The 18,761-nt window shown below is 59.9% G+C and carries 17 protein-coding genes; 7 read left to right on the top strand and 10 right to left on the bottom strand.

The window, feature by feature from the left end; genetic code table 11:
• Nucleotides 1–34 precede the first annotated feature (34 nt).
• The 5 genes from rng to mreB form a co-directional block, all read right to left on the bottom strand.
• Nucleotides 35–1,492, bottom strand: coding sequence for a ribonuclease G (rng, locus tag IAI51_RS00940; RefSeq protein WP_187676769.1), 1,458 nt, complete (start codon nt 1,490–1,492; stop codon nt 35–37).
• Nucleotides 1,493–1,549: 57 nt separating this feature from the next.
• Nucleotides 1,550–2,146 (bottom strand): Maf family protein, encoded by a 597-nt coding sequence (locus IAI51_RS00935; protein WP_187676768.1) that lies wholly within the window; start codon nt 2,144–2,146, stop codon nt 1,550–1,552.
• 37 nt (nt 2,147–2,183) lie between these two features.
• Nucleotides 2,184–2,675, bottom strand: coding sequence for a rod shape-determining protein MreD (gene mreD, locus IAI51_RS00930; protein WP_187676767.1), 492 nt, complete (start codon nt 2,673–2,675; stop codon nt 2,184–2,186).
• Nucleotides 2,675–3,802: a rod shape-determining protein MreC gene (gene mreC, locus IAI51_RS00925; protein ID WP_187676881.1), complete on the bottom strand. Its 1,128-nt coding sequence runs from the start codon at nt 3,800–3,802 to the stop codon at nt 2,675–2,677. The genes mreD and mreC overlap by 1 nt, the downstream gene beginning before the upstream one ends.
• A gap of 141 nt (nt 3,803–3,943) precedes the next feature.
• Nucleotides 3,944–4,981, bottom strand: coding sequence for a rod shape-determining protein MreB (gene mreB, locus IAI51_RS00920; protein ID WP_002555108.1), 1,038 nt, complete (start codon nt 4,979–4,981; stop codon nt 3,944–3,946).
• Between the two features lie 211 nt (nt 4,982–5,192).
• On the opposite strand from mreB, the gene gatC reads away from it, so the two are divergent.
• The 6 genes from gatC (at nt 5,193) to IAI51_RS00890 (ending at nt 10,406) form a co-directional block, all read left to right on the top strand.
• Nucleotides 5,193–5,480 (top strand): Asp-tRNA(Asn)/Glu-tRNA(Gln) amidotransferase subunit GatC, encoded by a 288-nt coding sequence (gatC, locus tag IAI51_RS00915; RefSeq protein ID WP_007901429.1) that lies wholly within the window; start codon nt 5,193–5,195, stop codon nt 5,478–5,480.
• Between the two features lie 16 nt (nt 5,481–5,496).
• Nucleotides 5,497–6,948, top strand: a complete 1,452-nt coding sequence (gene gatA / locus IAI51_RS00910) for an Asp-tRNA(Asn)/Glu-tRNA(Gln) amidotransferase subunit GatA (RefSeq protein ID WP_187676766.1) — start codon at nt 5,497–5,499, stop codon at nt 6,946–6,948.
• 10 nt (nt 6,949–6,958) lie between these two features.
• The gene (gene gatB, locus IAI51_RS00905) at nt 6,959–8,404 is read left to right on the top strand and encodes an Asp-tRNA(Asn)/Glu-tRNA(Gln) amidotransferase subunit GatB (protein ID WP_187676765.1); all 1,446 of its coding nucleotides are present in this window, start codon (nt 6,959–6,961) and stop codon (nt 8,402–8,404) included.
• Between the two features lie 148 nt (nt 8,405–8,552).
• Nucleotides 8,553–8,924 (top strand): septal ring lytic transglycosylase RlpA family protein, encoded by a 372-nt coding sequence (locus IAI51_RS00900; protein ID WP_187676764.1) that lies wholly within the window; start codon nt 8,553–8,555, stop codon nt 8,922–8,924.
• Between the two features lie 46 nt (nt 8,925–8,970).
• Nucleotides 8,971–10,020, top strand: coding sequence for a calcium/sodium antiporter (locus IAI51_RS00895; RefSeq protein WP_187676763.1), 1,050 nt, complete (start codon nt 8,971–8,973; stop codon nt 10,018–10,020).
• Between the two features lie 8 nt (nt 10,021–10,028).
• Nucleotides 10,029–10,406, top strand: a complete 378-nt coding sequence (locus IAI51_RS00890; protein WP_187676762.1) for a carboxymuconolactone decarboxylase family protein — start codon at nt 10,029–10,031, stop codon at nt 10,404–10,406.
• A gap of 85 nt (nt 10,407–10,491) precedes the next feature.
• Here the strand turns inward: IAI51_RS00890 and IAI51_RS00885 are convergent, their stop codons facing one another.
• The 5 genes from IAI51_RS00885 to kdgD form a co-directional block, all read right to left on the bottom strand.
• Nucleotides 10,492–11,433, bottom strand: coding sequence for an AEC family transporter (locus IAI51_RS00885; protein WP_187676761.1), 942 nt, complete (start codon nt 11,431–11,433; stop codon nt 10,492–10,494).
• Between the two features lie 262 nt (nt 11,434–11,695).
• The gene (gene garD / locus IAI51_RS00880; protein ID WP_187676760.1) at nt 11,696–13,249 is read right to left on the bottom strand and encodes a galactarate dehydratase; all 1,554 of its coding nucleotides are present in this window, start codon (nt 13,247–13,249) and stop codon (nt 11,696–11,698) included.
• Between the two features lie 11 nt (nt 13,250–13,260).
• Nucleotides 13,261–14,703: an MFS transporter gene (locus IAI51_RS00875; protein WP_410457991.1), complete on the bottom strand. Its 1,443-nt coding sequence runs from the start codon at nt 14,701–14,703 to the stop codon at nt 13,261–13,263.
• Nucleotides 14,704–14,785: 82 nt separating this feature from the next.
• Complete coding sequence (locus IAI51_RS00870; RefSeq protein ID WP_187676758.1) at nt 14,786–16,231, bottom strand: aldehyde dehydrogenase family protein; 1,446 nt, start codon at nt 16,229–16,231, stop codon at nt 14,786–14,788.
• 73 nt (nt 16,232–16,304) lie between these two features.
• Nucleotides 16,305–17,216: a 5-dehydro-4-deoxyglucarate dehydratase gene (kdgD, locus tag IAI51_RS00865; protein ID WP_042557640.1), complete on the bottom strand. Its 912-nt coding sequence runs from the start codon at nt 17,214–17,216 to the stop codon at nt 16,305–16,307.
• Between the two features lie 235 nt (nt 17,217–17,451).
• Here kdgD and IAI51_RS00860 point away from each other — a divergent pair, with 235 nt between their 5' ends.
• Nucleotides 17,452–18,756, top strand: a complete 1,305-nt coding sequence (locus IAI51_RS00860; protein WP_187676757.1) for a phospholipase — start codon at nt 17,452–17,454, stop codon at nt 18,754–18,756.
• Nucleotides 18,757–18,761: the final 5 nt, after the last annotated feature.

The raw sequence follows: 18,761 nt of genomic DNA, 5'->3' as shown, positions 1-18,761 counted from the left end.
GCCAGCCGCTGTGGAAAAAAGATGACGCAGGGGTTCAGAGCAGCACCACGTCATATTGTTCCTGGGAATACATGGTTTCCACCTGGAAGCGAATAGTGCGCCCGATAAACCCTTCAAGCTCGGCAACGTTGCCGGACTCTTCGTCGAGCAGTCGGTCGACCACTTTCTGGTTCGCCAGCACGCGATAACCCTCGGCCTGATAGGCTCGGGCTTCACGAAGGATCTCGCGGAAAATCTCGTAACAGATGGTTTCCGCAGTCTTCAGCTTGCCGCGACCCTGACAACTGCTGCACGGTTCGCACAGCACTTGCTCCAAGCTTTCGCGGGTACGCTTGCGGGTCATCTGCACCAGGCCCAACTCGGTGATCCCGATGATGTTGGTCTTGGCATGATCGCGCTCCAGTTGTCTCTCCAACGTACGCAACACCTGGCGCTGATGCTCTTCATCTTCCATGTCGATGAAGTCGATGATGATGATCCCGCCCAGATTGCGCAGACGCATCTGCCGGGCAATCGCAGTGGCCGCTTCGAGATTGGTCTTGAAGATGGTTTCTTCGAGATTGCGATGACCGACGAATGCCCCGGTATTGACGTCGATGGTGGTCATGGCTTCCGCCGGATCGACCACCAGATAGCCACCGGATTTCAGCGGTACCTTGCGCTCAAGCGCTTTCTGGATTTCGTCTTCGACGCCGTACAAATCGAAAATCGGTCGCTCGCCCGGGTAATGTTCCAGACGATCGGCGATTTCAGGCATCAGTTCGGCGACGAACTGCGTGGTTTTCTGGAAGGTTTCCCGTGAATCGATGCGGATTTTCTCGATCTTCGGATTGACCAGGTCACGCAGCGTGCGCAGGGCCAGACCGAGGTCTTCGTAGATCACACTCGGCGCAGATATGGTTTTGATCTGTTCGTTGATCTGATCCCACAGGCGCCGCAGATAGCGGATGTCCATAAGGATCTCATCGGCCCCGGCGCCTTCAGCGGCGGTACGCAGAATAAAGCCGCCAGCCTCCTTGATGCCTTCTTTGGCCACACAATCGGTGACCACCTGCTTAAGGCGATCGCGCTCGGCTTCGTCTTCGATTTTCAGCGAAATACCGACGTGAGCGGTGCGCGGCATGTACACCAGGTAGCGCGACGGAATCGACAACTGCGTGGTCAACCGCGCGCCTTTGGAGCCTATCGGGTCTTTGGTGACTTGCACCACCAGGCTCTGACCTTCGTGCACCAGTGCGCTGATGCTTTCCACTGCCGGGCCTTCGCGCAGAGAAATCTCAGCGGCATGAATGAACGCCGCACGATCCAGACCGATGTCGACGAACGCTGCCTGCATACCCGGCAACACCCGGACAATCTTGCCTTTATAGATGTTGCCGACGATCCCGCGTTTTTGCGTGCGCTCGACGTGGACTTCTTGCAGCACACCGTTTTCGACCACCGCCACGCGCGACTCCATCGGCGTGATGTTGATCAGAATCTCTTCACTCATGGCAGGATCTCGTTCAGGCATGTTCACGATAATGGCCGCATCTTGTTCGTACGACGCTTATTGCGCGTTCAGGTTTTGCCAACAGGGTATGCCGAAATGGCCCAACAGTTCTGCGGTTTCGCAAACAGGCAACCCGACCACCGCCGAATAACTGCCATTGAGCCCCGCGACAAACACCGCGCCGAGCCCCTGAATGCCGTATCCACCGGCCTTGTCCCGGGGCTCGCCGCTGGCCCAGTAGGCAGCGGCCTCTTCGCGGCTGATCGGCCGGAACCGCACCAGACTGCGTACCACCCGCGAGTCGCAGCGCTCACCTTCGAGCACGGCAATCGCCGTCAGCACTTCATGCTCCTTGCCGGACAACATCATCAGCATGGCGCATGCATCGGCTTCGTCCACCGGTTTGCCAAGAATTTTGCCGTCCAGCACCACCGCTGTGTCGGCACCCAACACGCAGAATGCCTGGCCGGACAAGACCGTGCGCCGGCCGGCCTCAGCCTTGCCGCGCGCAAGGCGCTCGACATAGGCCGATGGCGATTCTTCGGGCAACGGGGTTTCATCGATATCCGCGCTGATGGCGGAGAACGGGACGCCGATCTGCGTGAGCAACTCACGCCGACGCGGCGATCCAGAGGCGAGGTAAAGCGGCTTCATCAAAACGTCTCCCTGTTCAGTGCCCTGCTTCACCGGATCAATTGATTTTGTAGCGGCGGCGCAATCCACGCAGGGCAAAACTGATCCAGGGCCAGAGCAAGGCGCTGACCAGTGCCGGCAGGACCAGCGCCAGGGTCGGCTGACGGTTGCCGGTCAAGGCACTGAGCCACAACTGCACCAGTTGTGCGAGGCCGAAGATCACCAGGATCACCAGGCACTGTTGCCACATCGGGAACATTCGCAAGCGTTGTTGCAGTGACAGCACCAGGAAAGTGATCAGCGAGAGGACGAGCGCGTTCTGCCCGAACAGATCGCCCTGCAGCACGTCTTCGGCCAGACCCAGGCAGAACGCCGTGACCATGCCGACCGTCTGCGGCATGTACAGCGCCCAGAACGTCAGCAGCAAAGCCAGCCACAGCGGACGCAGTATTTCCATGAAGATCGGCAACGGCGAGACGCTGAGCAACAAGCCGATAACAAACGTCAGCCAGACCATCCAGCCATTTCGAGAGGCTTTTACACCGACCATTATTCTCGTCCCCCAGTGGTGACTGGCGCCGTCGCCGGCGGTTTGGCGGGCGGTTTGCTGGCTGCTGGCGCAGAAGCCGGTGGCTTTGTCGCCGTCGGAGCAGTCGCCGGCGGCTTGCTCGCGCCAGGCTTGACCGGCGTCGCGGCGGGCACTGTGGCGGCGGGTGCCGGTTCGGCGGTTGGCGTTGCGGCAGGCGCCGGCATGACCAGCGGTCGCGAAACGTTAACCGGCTGCATCGGACCGCCGCCATGGGCATCCAGAGCTTCCTGAGCCTGCGCGGCGTCGTTGGCGCGCTCCTCGGCGGTACGCGAGTCACTGAACACCAGCAGCAGGTAGCGACTACGGTTCAACGCAGCAGTCGGCACGGCGCGAACGATTGCGAACGGTTGACCGGAATCGTGGATCACTTCCTTGACCGTCGCCACCGGGTAACCCGCTGGAAAACGCTGACCGAGGCCAGAGCTGACCAGCAAATCGCCTTCCTTGATATCCGCCGTGTCGGCGACGTGGCGTAGTTCCAGACGTTCCGGGTTTCCGGTACCGCTGGCGATTGCCCGCAAACCGTTACGGTTCACTTGCACAGGAATGCTGTGAGTTGAGTCGGTCAGCAGCAATACACGGGAGGTGTACGGCATTAACTCGACCACCTGCCCCATCAGACCGCGTGCATCGAGCACCGGCTGACCGAGAACCACGCCGTCGCGCTCACCTTTATTGATGATGATGCGGTGGGTGAAGGGGTTGGGGTCCATGCCGATCAACTCGGCCACTTCAACCTTTTCGTTGACCAGCGCTGAAGAGTTGAGCAACTCGCGCAGCCGAACATTCTGCTCGGTCAGCGCGGCAAGCTTCTGCATACGGCCCTGATACAGCAGGTTTTCGGTCTTGAGTTTTTCGTTTTCGGCGATGAGCTCGGTGCGACTGCCGAACTGGCTGGCGATACCGTCCCACAGCCGTCCGGGCAGGTCGGTGATCCAGTAGGCATCCATCAGCACGAGCGACGCTTGTTTGCGCGCTGGCTTGAGCAGATCAAAGCGGGCATCGACCACCATCAGCGCAACCGACAACACGGCCAGCACCAACAGGCGGACGCCCAGTGAAGGGCCCTTGGCGAAAAGCGGTTTAATAAGCCGCTCCTCCCAGGCAAATGTTCTGTTTATTCATACGGCATCAAACCGGCCTGGATGAAGACTGACAGAAGATAAACGCCAACAGGCAGCACTGCAAAGTGCTGCCTGCGCGCTCACCCACGTATTGCACTCGGCGACTTATTCGCTCGAGAGCAGATCCATGGTGTGCTTATCCATCATTTCCAATGCACGGCCACCGCCGCGAGCAACGCAAGTCAGCGGATCTTCGGCAACGATCACCGGCAGACCGGTTTCCTGAGCCAGCAACTTGTCGAGGTCACGCAGCAGCGCGCCACCACCGGTCAGCACCAGGCCACGCTCGGCGATGTCGGAAGCCAGTTCCGGCGGCGACTGCTCCAGGGCGCTTTTCACGGCCTGAACGATGGTGGCCAGGGACTCTTGCAGAGCTTCCAGCACTTCGTTGGAGTTCAGGGTGAATGCGCGTGGAACGCCTTCGGCCAGATTGCGACCGCGAACGTCGACTTCGCGAACTTCGCCGCCCGGGTAGGCCGTACCGATTTCCTGCTTGATGCGCTCAGCGGTGGATTCGCCGATCAGGCTGCCGTAGTTGCGGCGCACATAAGTGATGATCGCTTCATCGAAGCGGTCGCCGCCAACGCGGACGGATTCGGCGTAAACCACACCGTTCAGGGAGATCAGCGCGATTTCGGTAGTACCACCACCGATATCGACGACCATCGAACCGCGCGCTTCTTCTACCGGCAGGCCGGCACCGATCGCAGCAGCCATTGGTTCTTCGATCAGGAACACTTCACGCGCACCGGCACCAAGAGCCGATTCACGGATGGCACGACGCTCAACCTGGGTGGATTTGCATGGAACACAGATCAGCACACGAGGGCTAGGCTGCAGAAAGCTGTTTTCGTGAACCTTGTTGATGAAGTATTGCAGCATCTTTTCGCAGACGCTGAAGTCGGCGATCACGCCGTCCTTCATCGGACGAATGGCAGCAATGTTGCCCGGCGTACGGCCGAGCATGCGCTTGGCCTCGGTGCCGACAGCAACGACACTTTTCTGATTACCGTGTGTCCGAATGGCCACAACCGATGGCTCATTCAGGACGATACCGCGCTCGCGCACGTAAATAAGGGTGTTGGCAGTGCCCAGGTCAATGGAAAGATCGCTGGAAAACATGCCACGCAGTTTCTTGAACATGGGAAAGGGACCCTAGGCAACGCGTGGGTAAAAAAGTGCGGCAAACTCTAACAACGACAGGGATTTTGGGCAAGGCGCCAATATGTTAAATTGGCCGCTTTTCTGTGCACCAAGCCCCACAATCGCGGCCTTATGACCGTAGAAGTGCGGTAGTGTTCCGACAATCTAACACACGGACGCCGTCCGTTCTGTTTTCCACTGGAGAATCCCGATGGCGCTAGAACGCTCCGACGTGGAAAAAATCGCTCATTTGGCCTGCCTTGGCCTCAATGATGCCGATCTTCCGCACATTACTTCCGCCCTCAACAGCATTCTCGGGCTGGTCGACGAAATGCAGGCTGTTAATACCGACGGTATCGAGCCTCTGGCCCACCCGCTGGAAGCCAGTCAGCGCCTGCGCGCCGACGTCGTGACCGAGACCAATCATCGCGAGGCCTATCAGTCCATCGCACCAGCGGTCGAAAACGGCCTGTATCTGGTTCCGAAAGTCATCGACTAAAGGGAAAGAGCCTGCAATGCATCAAATGACTCTGGCCGAGATCGCCCGCGGTCTCGCCGATAAAAAGTTTTCTTCCGAAGAGCTGACCAAAGTCCTGCTGGCGCGTATCACCCAGCTCGACCCGCAGCTCAACAGTTTCATCAGCCTCACCGAAGAGCTGGCCATCGAGCAGGCGAAAGCCGCCGACGTGCGCCGGGCCAACGGTGAGAGCGGCGCGCTGCTTGGTGCGCCGATCGCCCACAAAGACCTGTTCTGCACCCAGGGCATCCGCACCAGTTGCGGCTCGAAGATGCTCGACAACTTCAAGGCCCCGTATGACGCCACCGTGGTCGCGAAACTGGCCGCAGCCGGTGCCGTGACCCTGGGCAAGACCAACATGGACGAATTCGCCATGGGTTCGGCCAACGAGTCGAGCTGGTACGGCGCAGTGAAAAACCCGTGGAACCTGGAACACGTGCCGGGCGGTTCGTCCGGTGGTTCGGCGGCGGCCGTTGCCGCTCGTCTGTTGCCTGCGGCCACTGCCACCGACACCGGTGGTTCGATCCGTCAGCCGGCCGCGTTCACCAACCTCACTGGCCTGAAACCGACCTACGGTCGCGTTTCGCGCTGGGGCATGATCGCTTACGCTTCCAGCCTCGATCAGGGCGGCCCGTTGGCGCGCGCTGCCGAAGACTGCGCAATTTTGTTGCAAGGTATGGCCGGCTTCGATCAGAACGACTCCACCAGCATCGATGAGCCCGTGCCGGATTACTCCGCCAGCCTCAACACTTCGCTGCAGGGCCTGCGCATCGGTGTTCCAAAGGAATACTTCAGCGCCGGTCTCGACCCGCGTATCGCCGAGCTGATCCAGAACAGCATCAAAGAGCTGCAGAAGCTCGGTGCCGTGATCAAGGAAATCAGCCTGCCGAACATGCAGCACGCGATTCCTGCGTACTACGTGATCGCCCCGGCCGAAGCTTCTTCGAACCTGTCGCGTTTCGACGGCGTGCGTTTCGGCCACCGTTGCGAGCACCCGAAAGACCTCATCGACCTGTACAAGCGCTCCCGTGGCGAAGGCTTCGGGCCTGAAGTACAGCGCCGGATCATGGTCGGTGCCTATGCGCTGTCCGCCGGTTACTACGACGCCTACTACCTGAAGGCGCAGAAAATCCGTCGTCTGGTGAAGAACGACTTCATGGCTGCCTTTAATGAAGTCGACATCATCCTCGGCCCGACCACGCCGAACCCGGCCTGGAAACTCGGCGCCAAGAACAGCGACCCGGTCGCTGCCTATCTGGAAGACGTCTACACCATCACCGCCAACCTCGCGGGCCTGCCGGGCCTGTCGATGCCGGCCGGTTTTGTCGACGGTCTGCCGGTTGGCGTGCAGTTGCTCGCGCCGTATTTCCAGGAAGGCCGTTTGCTCAACGTTGCGCACCAGTATCAGTTGAACACTGACTGGCACACCCGCACCCCAACCGGCTTCTGAGGAGACACACATGCAATGGGAAGTCGTGATCGGGCTGGAGATTCATACTCAGCTCACTACCCGGTCGAAAATCTTTTCCGGTAGTTCCACCACATTCGGTTCCGAGCCGAACACTCAGGCCAGCCTGATTGATCTGGGCATGCCGGGCGTTTTGCCGGTGCTGAACCAGGAAGCTGTGCGCATGGCCGTGATGTTCGGTCTGGCGATTGACGCCGAGATCGGTCAGCACAACGTATTCGCCCGTAAAAACTACTTCTACCCGGACCTGCCGAAGGGCTACCAGATCAGCCAGATGGAATTGCCGATCGTTGGCAAGGGACACCTGGACATCGCGCTGGAAGACGGCACGGTCAAACGTGTCGGCATCACCCGCGCGCACCTGGAAGAAGACGCCGGCAAGAGCCTGCACGAAGAATTCAACGGTGCTAGCGGCATCGACCTGAACCGTGCCGGCACGCCGCTGCTGGAAATCGTCTCCGAGCCGGACATGCGCAGCGCCAAGGAAGCCGTGGCTTACGTCAAGGCGATCCACGCGCTGGTGCGTTACCTGGGCATCTGCGACGGCAACATGGCCGAAGGTTCGCTGCGTTGCGACTGCAACGTGTCGATCCGTCCGAAAGGTCAGGAAGCCTTCGGCACGCGCTGCGAGATCAAGAACGTCAACTCGTTCCGTTTCATCGAGAAGGCGATCAACTCCGAGATCCAGCGTCAGATCGAGCTGATCGAAGACGGCGGCAAAGTGATCCAGCAGACCCGTCTGTACGATCCGAACAAGGACGAAACCCGTCCGATGCGCTCCAAAGAGGAAGCCAACGACTACCGTTACTTCCCCGATCCGGACCTGCTGCCCGTGGTCATCGAAGAGTCGTTCCTGGGCGAGGTGCGCGCCACCCTGCCGGAACTGCCTCCGCAGAAACGCGAGCGCTTCCAGGAGCAATTCGGTCTGTCGGTCTACGACGCTAGCGTGCTGGCCACCAGTCGCGAACAAGCCGACTACTTCGAGAAAGTTGCAGCCATCGGCGGCGACGCCAAACTGGCGGCGAACTGGGTGATGGTCGAGTTGGGCAGCCTGCTCAACAAGCAAGGCCTGGACATCGACGAGTCGCCGGTTTCCGCTGAACTGCTGGGCGGCATGCTGCAGCGCATCAAGGACAACACCATCTCCGGCAAGATCGCCAAGGTTGTGTTCGAAGCGATGGCCAACGGCGAAGGCAGCGCGGACGAGATCATCGAAAAGCGCGGTCTCAAGCAAGTCACCGACAGCGGCGCGATCTCGGCGGTGCTGGACGAAATGCTCGCGGCCAACGCCGAGCAGGTCGAGCAATACCGCGCGGCAGACGAAGCCAAACGCGGCAAGATGTTCGGCTTCTTCGTCGGTCAGGCCATGAAAGCCTCCAAAGGCAAGGCCAACCCGCAGCAAGTGAACGAACTGCTGAAAAGCAAGCTCGAAGGCTGATGCAAATGGAGCCAGACCTAAAGCCTGGCTCTACCCTATGTGGGAGCGAGCCTGTTCGCGATAGCGGTTCGGCACTCAACTCAATGTTGACTGTCAGAAAGCAATCGCGAGCAGGCTCGCTCCCACATTTGTTTCGGGAAACCTTTGAATGAAGCGTCTGTTAGTCAGCTGCGCCCTGCTCTCTTTACTGGCCGGATGCGCCAGCACCGACACCATCGACCCGCACGGTTACGACCAGACCGGCGTCGCCTCCTATTACGGAGCCAAACACCACGGTAAACGCACCGCCAGCGGCGAAGCGTTCAACCAGCATGGCCTGACCGCCGCCCATCGCCAGTTGCCCTTCGGCACCCGGGTAAAGGTCACCAATCTGAAGAATGACGAATCCGTCGTGGTGCGTATCAACGACCGCGGCCCCCATACCCGTGGCCGACTGATCGACCTGTCCCGCGAGGCCGCAAACCAGATCGGCATGCTGCGCGCCGGTACTGCGCGGGTTCGCATTCAGGCCCTCGACTGATGGAGCGCCGACCATTTTCGGACTGACCGATTTACCGCTGATCAGCGTGATCGAATTGCTCGCCGGGCTATGCCTGCTGATCTTCGGTGCCGAACTGATGGTGCGCGCAGCGGTGCGCCTCGCCGCGCGACTGAATGTACGGCCACTGATCATCGGCCTGACCATCGTCGCCCTCGGCAGCAGCGCTCCGCAGATGGCGGTGAGTCTGCAAGCCGCACTGGCGCACAATCCCGACATCGCCGTCGGTAGCGTGGTCGGCAGCAGCATCTTCAACATCCTCGTGACCCTCGGCTTGTCGGCGCTGATCATTCCGCTGCGCGTGTCGCGGCAACTGGTGCGCCTCGATATTCCGCTGATGATCGGTGCCTGCCTGCTGGTGTTCGTTCTGGCGTGGAATGAGGAAATCGGTCGCATCGACGGCATCCTCTTACTGGGCGCACTGGCGCTATACCTTGGTTTGCTGCTGCGCCAGTCACGGCATTCGACACGACCGCATTCGGAGCATCCCGAAGCAGCGCAGACGTCCTGGATCGGCTGTTCGCTGATGATCATTGTCGGGCTGACGATGCTGGTCTTCGCCGGGCATCTGCTGTTGGGCGCTGCCGTTGTGGTGGCGACCGATCTTGGATTTTCCGAGCGCGTTATCGGGCTGACCGTGGTGGCCGTCGGCACCTCGCTGCCGGAACTCGCTACCTCGCTGATCGCCGCATTGCGCGGGCAACGGGACATTGCGGTGGGCAACGTGATCGGCGCCAATCTTTTCAACTTGCTCGGTGTACTCGGCATCACCGCGTTGATCGCGCCGACACCGCTGTCGGTCTCGCCCAATGCGCTGGATTTCGACTTGCCGGTGATGCTCGGTGTCGCAGCGCTGTGTCTGCCGGTGTTCTATTCCGGCTACCGCGTGACCCGCGCCGAAGGTCTGCTGCTGCTTGGTTTGTATCTGGCGTACGGGCTGCATGTGGTGTCGTTCACCACCGGCATGCCGCTGGCCGGCAAGCTTGAGCGGCTGATGTTGTTTTACGTCTTGCCGACGCTGCTGACGTTTTTGCTGATCACGTCAGTCATCGCCTGGCGCCGCCAACACCACAAATAGGATATGCCATGACCGAATCGAAGAAGTCCGGGGTTGAAGTCCGCCGCCAGGTAATGGGCGATGCGTTTGTTGATCGGGCGCTGGGCAACGCCACGGAATTCACCCAGCCGCTGCAGGATTTCGTCAATGAGCATGCCTGGGGTGGCGTGTGGAATCGCGAAGGCCTGCCGTTGAAGACCCGCAGTTTGATTACGCTTGCTGCGCTGACTGCCTTGAAATGTCCGCAAGAGCTGAAAGGTCATGTGCGCGGTGCGCTGAACAATGGCTGCACAGTGGATGAGATTCGCGAGGCGCTGCTGCATTGTGCGGTGTATGCCGGTGTGCCGGCGGCGATCGATGCGTTTCGCGCGGCGCAGGAAGTGATCGATACCTATCAGAAGAGCTAAAAGATCGCAGCCTTCGGCAGCTCCTACAGGGGAACGCAATCCTGTGTAGGAGCTGCCGCAGGCTGCGATCTTTTGATCTTGCCGGTCAGATCCACCCGCCCCACTGCAAAAAGAAGATCCCGAGATTGGTGGTGATCGCCGCCATCAGAGTGGTCAGCACAATGATCGCCGCCGCCAGCTCGTGATTGCCCTGCGCCGCCCGGGCCATGACAAAACTGGCCGCCGCCGTCGGGCTGCCGAAGTACAGAAACAGAATCCCCAGTTCAGCCCCGCGAAAACCGCATAGCCATGCGCCGAACGTCGCCAGCACCGGCAGGCCGATCATCTTCACCAGGCTGGAACTGAGCGCCATCTTGCCGCTCTTGCGCAAGGCCGCCAGCGACAGCGTGCCGCCGATGCAGATCAGCGCCAGCGGCAAAGTGGTCTGCGCCAGATACTGGCCGGAGGTTTCCAGCCACCCCGGCAGACCGATCTTGAAATAGGCAAACGGCGCCGCCGCGATCACGCTGATGATCAGCGGATTGCTGAACACGCTTTTGCAGATGCTCCACGGATCGGACTTGATCACCGGGCTGTACACCGCCAGCACGATGGTCGACAGCGTGTTGTAGAACAGGATGACCAGCGCCGCGAGAATCGCCCCGAGGGAAATCCCGTAGTCGCCGTACATGCTCGCGGCCAGTGCCAGACCGATCACACCGTTGTTGCCGCGAAACGCGCCTTGGGTATAGATGCCGCGATCTTCACGCGGACAGCGCAAAATCGCCCAGCCCCAGGCCACAGCAAAACTCACCAGCGTAGCAATGGAGAAATAGATCAGCAGTGCCGGTTGCAACGCGGCGTGTAAGTCGGCATGCAGGATGCCGAGGAACAGCAACGCCGGCATGGTGACGTTGAACACCAGCGACGAGGCCGTGTGGATGAAGTTGTCGTTGATCCAGTCGATGCGCTTGAGCAGCACACCGAGAAACAGCATGGCAAACACCGGCGCGGTGATGTTCAGGGTTTCGAGGAAGATTGCCAGCATGCCGGGGAGCCTTGGGTGAGCGTCGTTAGGGGGCTAATGATAAGCCAAAAGCTTCAAGAGCCCCTCACCCTAACCCTCTCCCGGAGGGAGAGGGGACTGACCGAGGTGTCTTTCGCTATACATCGACCTGAAAGTGCGAGTCGATTATGGATTCAGCCAAGCACTTTCAGGTCGATGTACTTCTAAAATATTCCCGAATCGGCCCCCTCTCCCTCCGGGAGAGGGCTGGGGTGAGGGTAAGCTTTTGACCTCCCCCCAAAACTCAGGTAATCGGCGCCGGATTGAACAACGTAATGTCGTTATGCAGCTTGTGCTTCTCCGCCCACGTCTGCTGCTTGCCGCTCGCCACGGCCAGGTAGTAGTGGAACAACTCCCAGCCCAACTCCTCGATCGTCGCGCGCCCGGTGGCAATCCGCCCGGCGTCGATGTCGATCAAGTCAGGCCAACGCTGCGCCAGTTCAGTACGCGTCGAGACCTTCACCACCGGCGCCATCGCCAAGCCATACGGCGTGCCGCGACCCGTGGTGAAGACATGCAGGTTCATCCCTGCCGCCAACTGCAACGTGCCGCAGACAAAATCACTGGCCGGCGTCGCACAGAAAATCAGCCCCTTCTGCTTGAACCGCTCACCCGGGCCAAGCACGCCATTGATCGCGCTGCTGCCGGATTTGACGATCGAACCCAGCGACTTCTCGACAATGTTCGACAACCCGCCCTTCTTGTTGCCCGGCGTGGTGTTGGCGCTGCGATCCGCTTCGCCCTTGGCCAGATAACGGTCGTACCAGTCCATCTCGCGCACCAGTTCCTCGGCGACAGCCTTGGTCTGGGCGCGGGAAGTCAGCAGATAAATCGCATCACGCACTTCGGTGACTTCGGAAAACATCACCGTCGCCCCCGCGCGCAGCAGCAAGTCCGAGGCGTATCCCAGCGCCGGGTTGGCGGTGATGCCGGAGAACGCGTCGCTGCCGCCGCACTGCATGCCGAGGATCAGCTCGGACGCTGGCACGGTTTCGCGGCGACGCTGGTCGAGTTTCTTCAAGCGGACTTCAGCCAGTTCCATGATCTGCTCGATCATCTCGGTAAAACCGTGACTGGAATCCTGCAAGCGATACAGCCACGGCTCGCTGAGATCCACCGAAGCATCGTCCTCGTGCATCACCTGCCCGGCCTGCAATTTCTCGCAGCCCAGACCGATCACCAACGCCTCGCCGCCCAGGTTCGGGTTGCGTGCCAGATTGCGCACGGTGCGAATCGGGATGTAGGCATCGGTGGCCGTGATCGCCACGCCGCAGCCGTAACTGTGGGTCAATGCGACTACGTCATCGACGTGCGGGTACTTCGGCAGCAGTTCTTCCTTGATGCGTTTCACCGCGTGATCGAGCACGCCAGTCACGCATTGCACGGTGGTGGTGATGCCCAGGATGTTGCGCGTGCCGACGGTGCCGTCGGCGTTGCGATAACCCTCGAAGGTGAAGCCTTCCAGTGGTGCCTGAGCGTCCGGCACCTCGGTCGACAGCGGCAGGCTGTCGAGCGGCGGCGCGGTCGGCATGCGCAGTTGATCTTCCTTGACCCAACTGCCACGGCGGATCGGCTGCAAGGCATAACCGATGATCTGGCCGTAGCGAATCACCTGGCCGCCCTCGGGAATGTCCTCCAGAGTGACCTTGTGGCTTTGCGGCACAAAATCCAGCGTCACCAGGCCATCGGCGAATTCAGTGCCGGCCGGTACGCCCTGGTCATTGACCACAACCACGACGTTGTCCCGCTCGTGCAGGCGGATGTAGCGCGGCGAGTCGGAATGTTCAATCAACTGCATGACGCCGCTCCTCAGGAATGCGCTTGAGACAATTTGCCGGTGGCTTCAGTACCACCTTGGGTTGGCGGCTCTTTCAACACGACACGCTTGATCGGGCCAACGATCACCAGATAGCTGAACACCGCGACCAGTGCGTTGGCACCGACGAACACCAGCGCCCACTTGAACGAACCGGTGGAGCTGATGATGTAGCCAATCACGATCGGCGTGGTGATCGAAGCGATGTTGCCGAAGGTGTTGAACAGGCCACCGCTCAGACCGGCAATCTGTTTCGGCGAGGTGTCGGAAACCACTGCCCAGCCGAGAGCGCCAACGCCTTTGCCGAAGAATGCCAGGGCCATGAAGCCAACGACCATCCATTCAACATCGACATAGTTGCAGGCCACGATGCTGCTGGACACCAGCAGGCCGGCGATGATCGGCGCCTTGCGGGCGAAGGTCAGAGAATGGCCCTTACGCAGCAGGTAATCGGAAATCACCCCGCCGAGCACACCACCGATGAAACCGCAGATCGCCGGCAAGGACGCAATGAAACCCGCCTTGAGAATGGTCATGCCACGCTCTTGCACCAGATAAACCGGGAACCAGGTCAGGAAGAAGTAAGTGATGCCGTTGATGCAGTATTGGCCCAGGTATACGCCGAGCATCATGCGATTGGTCAGCAACTGACGAATGTAATCCCACTTCGGGCCGTCGGATTTTTTGCCGCGCTGGTCCATGTCGACCATGCCGCCGTTTTCGGCGATGTGTTTGAACTCGGCATCATTGATGCGCGGGTGTTCGCGCGGGCTGTAGATCACTTTCAGCCAGATCAGCGAGACGACGATGCCGAGGATGCCCATGACAATGAACACGTGTTCCCAGCCAAAGCTGTAAACGATCCAGCCCATCAGTGGGGCGAACAACACGGTGGCAAAGTATTGCGCCGAGTTGAAAATCGCCGAGGCGGTACCGCGTTCAGCAGTCGGAAACCAGGCAGCGACAATGCGTGCGTTGCCGGGGAACGATGGCGCTTCGGCCAGACCTACGAGGAAGCGCAGCATGAACAGCGCAACAATCGCCGTGGACATGCCGAATTCACCGACAAAGCCTTGCAGCACGGTGAACAGCGACCAGGTGAAAATGCTCAGGGCATAGATTTTTTTCGAGCCGAAGCGATCGAGCAACCAGCCACCGGGGATTTGCCCGGCCACGTAGGCCCAACCGAATGCGGAGAAGATGTAACCGAGGGTGACCGCGTCGATACCAAGGTCTTTTTGCAGGCTGGAACCGGCGATCGCGATGGTGGCGCGGTCGGCGTAGTTGATCGTGGTCACCAGAAACAGCATGAGCAGGATCAAATAGCGGACGTGAGTCGGCTTGGACGATTGCATGTAGATGTACTCCCACTGATTATTTTTATGCGCGGGTGAATCTGTTGTGTATTCGCTTGCTCCCTGTAGGAGCTGCCGCAGGCTGCGATCTTTTGATCTTGTTTTTAAGATCAGGATCAAAAGATCGCAGCCTTCGGCAGCTCCTACAGGGGTATTGCGTGTATCAGGAGCCGATGTAGGCGGTTTTCACCACGGTGTAGAACTCTTGCGCATAGCGGCCTTGCTCACGTGATCCATAGGATGAACCCTTACGCCCACCGAATGGAACGTGGTAATCCACGCCCGCCGTCGGCAGGTTGACCATCACCATCCCGGCCTGGGAGTGGCGCTTGAAGTGGTTGGCGTACTTCAGCGACGTGGTGGCAATGCCCGCCGACAGACCGAACTCGGTGTCGTTGGCCATGGCCAGTGCGGCGTCGTAATCGGCGACGCGGACGATGTTCGCCACCGGGCCGAAAATCTCTTCGCGGCTGATCCGCATCGAGGCTTCGCTGTCGGCAAACAGGGTCGGCGCGAGGAAGTAGCCCTCGGTGTCGCAGGTCACCAGACCACCGCCGCTGACCAGACGTGCACCTTCGGACTGGCCGATGTCGATGTACTTCATGTCCTGCTCAAGCTGCGCTTGCGAAACCACTGGACCGATATCGGTGCCGGATTTCAACGCGTGACCGACCTTGATCGACTTCATGCGTTCGGCCATGGCCTCAACGAACTTGTCATGAATTCCGGCAGTGACGATCAAGCGGCTCGACGCCGTGCAACGCTGACCGGTGGAGTAGAACGCGCTCTGCACCGACAGCTCGACCGCTTGCTTGAGGTCGGCGTCGTCGAGAATGATCTGCGGGTTCTTGCCGCCCATTTCCAACTGAACCTTGGCCTGACGCGACACACAGTTGACCGCGATCTGCCGACCGACGCCGACCGAACCGGTGAAGCTGATGCCATCGACTTTCGGGCTGTTGACCAGTGCCTCACCGACGACACGACCGCTGCCCATCACCAGGTTGAACACACCGGCCGGGAAGCCTGCGCGCGAGATGATTTCGGCCAACGCCCAGGCGCAGCCCGGGACCAGATCGGCAGGTTTGAGCACTACGCAGTTGCCGTAAGCCAGGGCCGGAGCGATCTTCCACGATGGAATGGCAATCGGGAAATTCCACGGGGTGATCAGGCCGACCACGCCGAGTGCTTCGCGGGTCACTTCGACGTTGACGCCCGGGCGCACCGACGGCACGTAGTCGCCGGACAGACGCAGGCATTCACCGGCGAAGAATTTGAAAATGTTGCCGGCGCGGGTCACTTCGCCGATGGCTTCGGGCAGGGTTTTGCCCTCTTCCCGAGCCAGCAAAGTGCCGAGTTCTTCGCGGCGGGCGAGGATTTCCGTACCGACTTTATCCAGCGAATCGTGACGGGCCTGAATGCCCGAAGTCGACCACGCCGGGAACGCCGCGCGGGCAGCGTCGATGGCGGCGTTAACCTGAGTCAGGTCAGCCTTGGCGTAGTCACCAATGGTGTCGCTCAACTCGGACGGGTTGATGTTGGCCGAGTAATCGGCAGCGGCGACCCATTCACCGTTGATGTAGTTGTCGTAACGTTTTGCATTTGCCACGGGACAGCCCTCGAAACTAAAAGCCTTCACGCAAAAAGCCGCTGATTGCTCAGCGGCCTCGGTTTGTCGTGTGTTACTGCGCACCTTGCTTGTCGATCAGTGCGGCGAGCATTTCGTACTCTTCGCCGGTCAGGTCGGTCAGCGGTGCCCGCACCGGGCCCGCGTCATAGCCGGCGATTTTTGCGCCCGCCTTGACGATGCTCACGGCGTAACCGGCTTTGCGGTTGCGGATGTCCAGGTACGGCAGGAAGAAGTCGTCGATGATCTTGCCGACGGTGGCGTGATCTTCACGGGCAATCGCGTGGTAGAAATCCATCGCGGTTTTCGGAATGAAGTTGAACACTGCCGAGGAGTAAACCGGCACGCCCAGCGCCTTATAGGCAGCGGCGTAGACTTCAGCGGTCGGCAAACCACCCAGGTAGCTGAAGCGATCACCAAGGCGGCGACGGATCGACACCATCAACTCGATGTCGCCCAGACCGTCCTTGTAACCGATCAGGTTCGGGCAGCGCTCGGCCAGACGTTCCAGCAGCGGCGCGGTCAGGCGGCAGACGTTGCGGTTGTAGACGACCACGCCGATCTTGACCGATTTGCACACCGCTTCAACGTGGGCGGCAACGCCGTCCTGGCTGGCTTCGGTCAGGTAGTGCGGCAGCAGCAACAGGCCTTTGGCGCCCAGGCGTTCAGCTTCTTGAGCGTATTCGATGGCCTGACGGGTCGAACCGCCAACGCCGGCGAGGATCGGAACGCTGGTTTCACAGGTGTCGACGGCAGTCTTGATGATTTCCGAGTATTCGCTGGCGGCCAGGGAGAAGAACTCACCCGTGCCACCGGCTGCGAACAAGGCCGAAGCGCCATACGGGGCCAGCCATTCCAGACGCTTGATATAGCCCGCGCGGTTGAAATCGCCCTGCGCGTTGAAATCGGTGACCGGGAAAGACAGCAGGCCGGCAGAGAGGATGGACTTCAGTTCTTGTGGATTCATTATTCGAACACCCTGGGTAGCAATATTGTTGTGAGTAAACCTTTCAGCGCTCGCTGAAGTTGTAGGTCATCGTACAACTTAAAAGATAACCGTCAACTGCATTTCATCGTTGGCGGGCACTTTTTGTCGGACAAGATCGTTTCTTGACGTAGGAAATTTCTCGGCTAAGGTTTGTTTAGCTGTATATACATACAGCTAAACATAAACCTTCCGATGACATATCAAGGAGAAAGAAATGTCCGGTCTACACCCGAAACCTCAGGAAAAACCCAAGCCGATCATTGCCCGTTTTGATGATCTGTTCACTGAATCCGGCATCGGCTTTGACGCCGAAAATCCGCATCTGGTGCTGCACATCGCCGATGCCCACAGCGATGTCGAACCGGTCACTGCCCTCCCCGCAAACGCCTTTAAAGGCAGGCCGCAGGCACGCTTCGAAGGTGGCGAACACACGGCCATCGGCGATAACACGCTGCTGCGCTTTGTCGAAAATGCCGAACCGGTGCTCGCGCAAAACGTGCAACTGCACCTGCCGAACGGCTCAGCCTTCACTTACGGCCAGGTTCTGGCGTTGGGGGGTGATTTCTACGGCATCCCGGATCGCCCGATCAGCGAAGGCGCTACGCCGGTGGATCGCCTGCAACGTTTCAACGCCGCTTTCGACTCTCTTGCGGTGTTGCCCGCCGCACGGGCCGAAGCCACGCAGATTCTTGCGGTAATGCAAAAAGAGATCGACGCGGTTAAACAGGCCATCAAGGACGGGAAACAACCGCACGAAGCCTACGACGCGCTAGGAGATACGTTGTCCGAAGAGTGGAACAAAATCACCGGTGGCGGCAGTTTTGTCTCGGCGCTGTTCCCGCTTGGTCGTTACCTGAAACTGGCAGCAAATAACGCAGACCACTTTGGCGAATGGGCAAAACTGGCCTATATCGCCGGCCACACCGCCGCGCTGCAAACCGCCATTGCTGCCCGCGCCAATCAGGATGAACTGCAACTGGAACGGGCTTACGCGATGAACGCGTTTGCCGACCACTTCCTCACCGACCTGTTTTCCTCCGGCCACCTGCGGGTGCCACGCAAGGAGCTGGCAGCAGTGGTGACACCGAGCGATCTGGGTTCGTTGATCACCCGTTTCATGCACGACGAGGACAGCAAATTCGGCCTCAAGGTGCAAAACAGTCGTGGTGATCAGTGGCGGGCATACGGTGACAAGCGCTACTTCGAGGCCACCGACGCCGACAACCGCCAACAGGTCAATCAAGCGGTGCAAACCTCGGCAGATGAAGTGTTCGCGGCTTACCTCAGCGGCAACCTCCCCGCGCCTTCCGCGTTCGCCGCGCTCAAACGCCTGCCGGACCTGACGGCGGTACTGAATCTGGGGAACAACTTCTCGCCACTGTTCCGCACCGAAGGCGGCAAAGTGTTGCGGCGCAAGGACGTCAACAACCTCAACGACACCGCGACCGTCGACGACTGGTGGGGCTGGAGCACTTACCTGCTGCTCAAGGATTACCACCCGACCGGCAACGTCAATTAATCAAG

Origin of the sequence: Pseudomonas sp. N40(2020) (genome assembly GCF_014472415.1) — a bacterium.
Classification (GTDB): Bacteria; Pseudomonadota; Gammaproteobacteria; order Pseudomonadales; family Pseudomonadaceae; genus Aquipseudomonas.
This window is presented reverse-complemented; position numbering and strand designations above follow the sequence as displayed.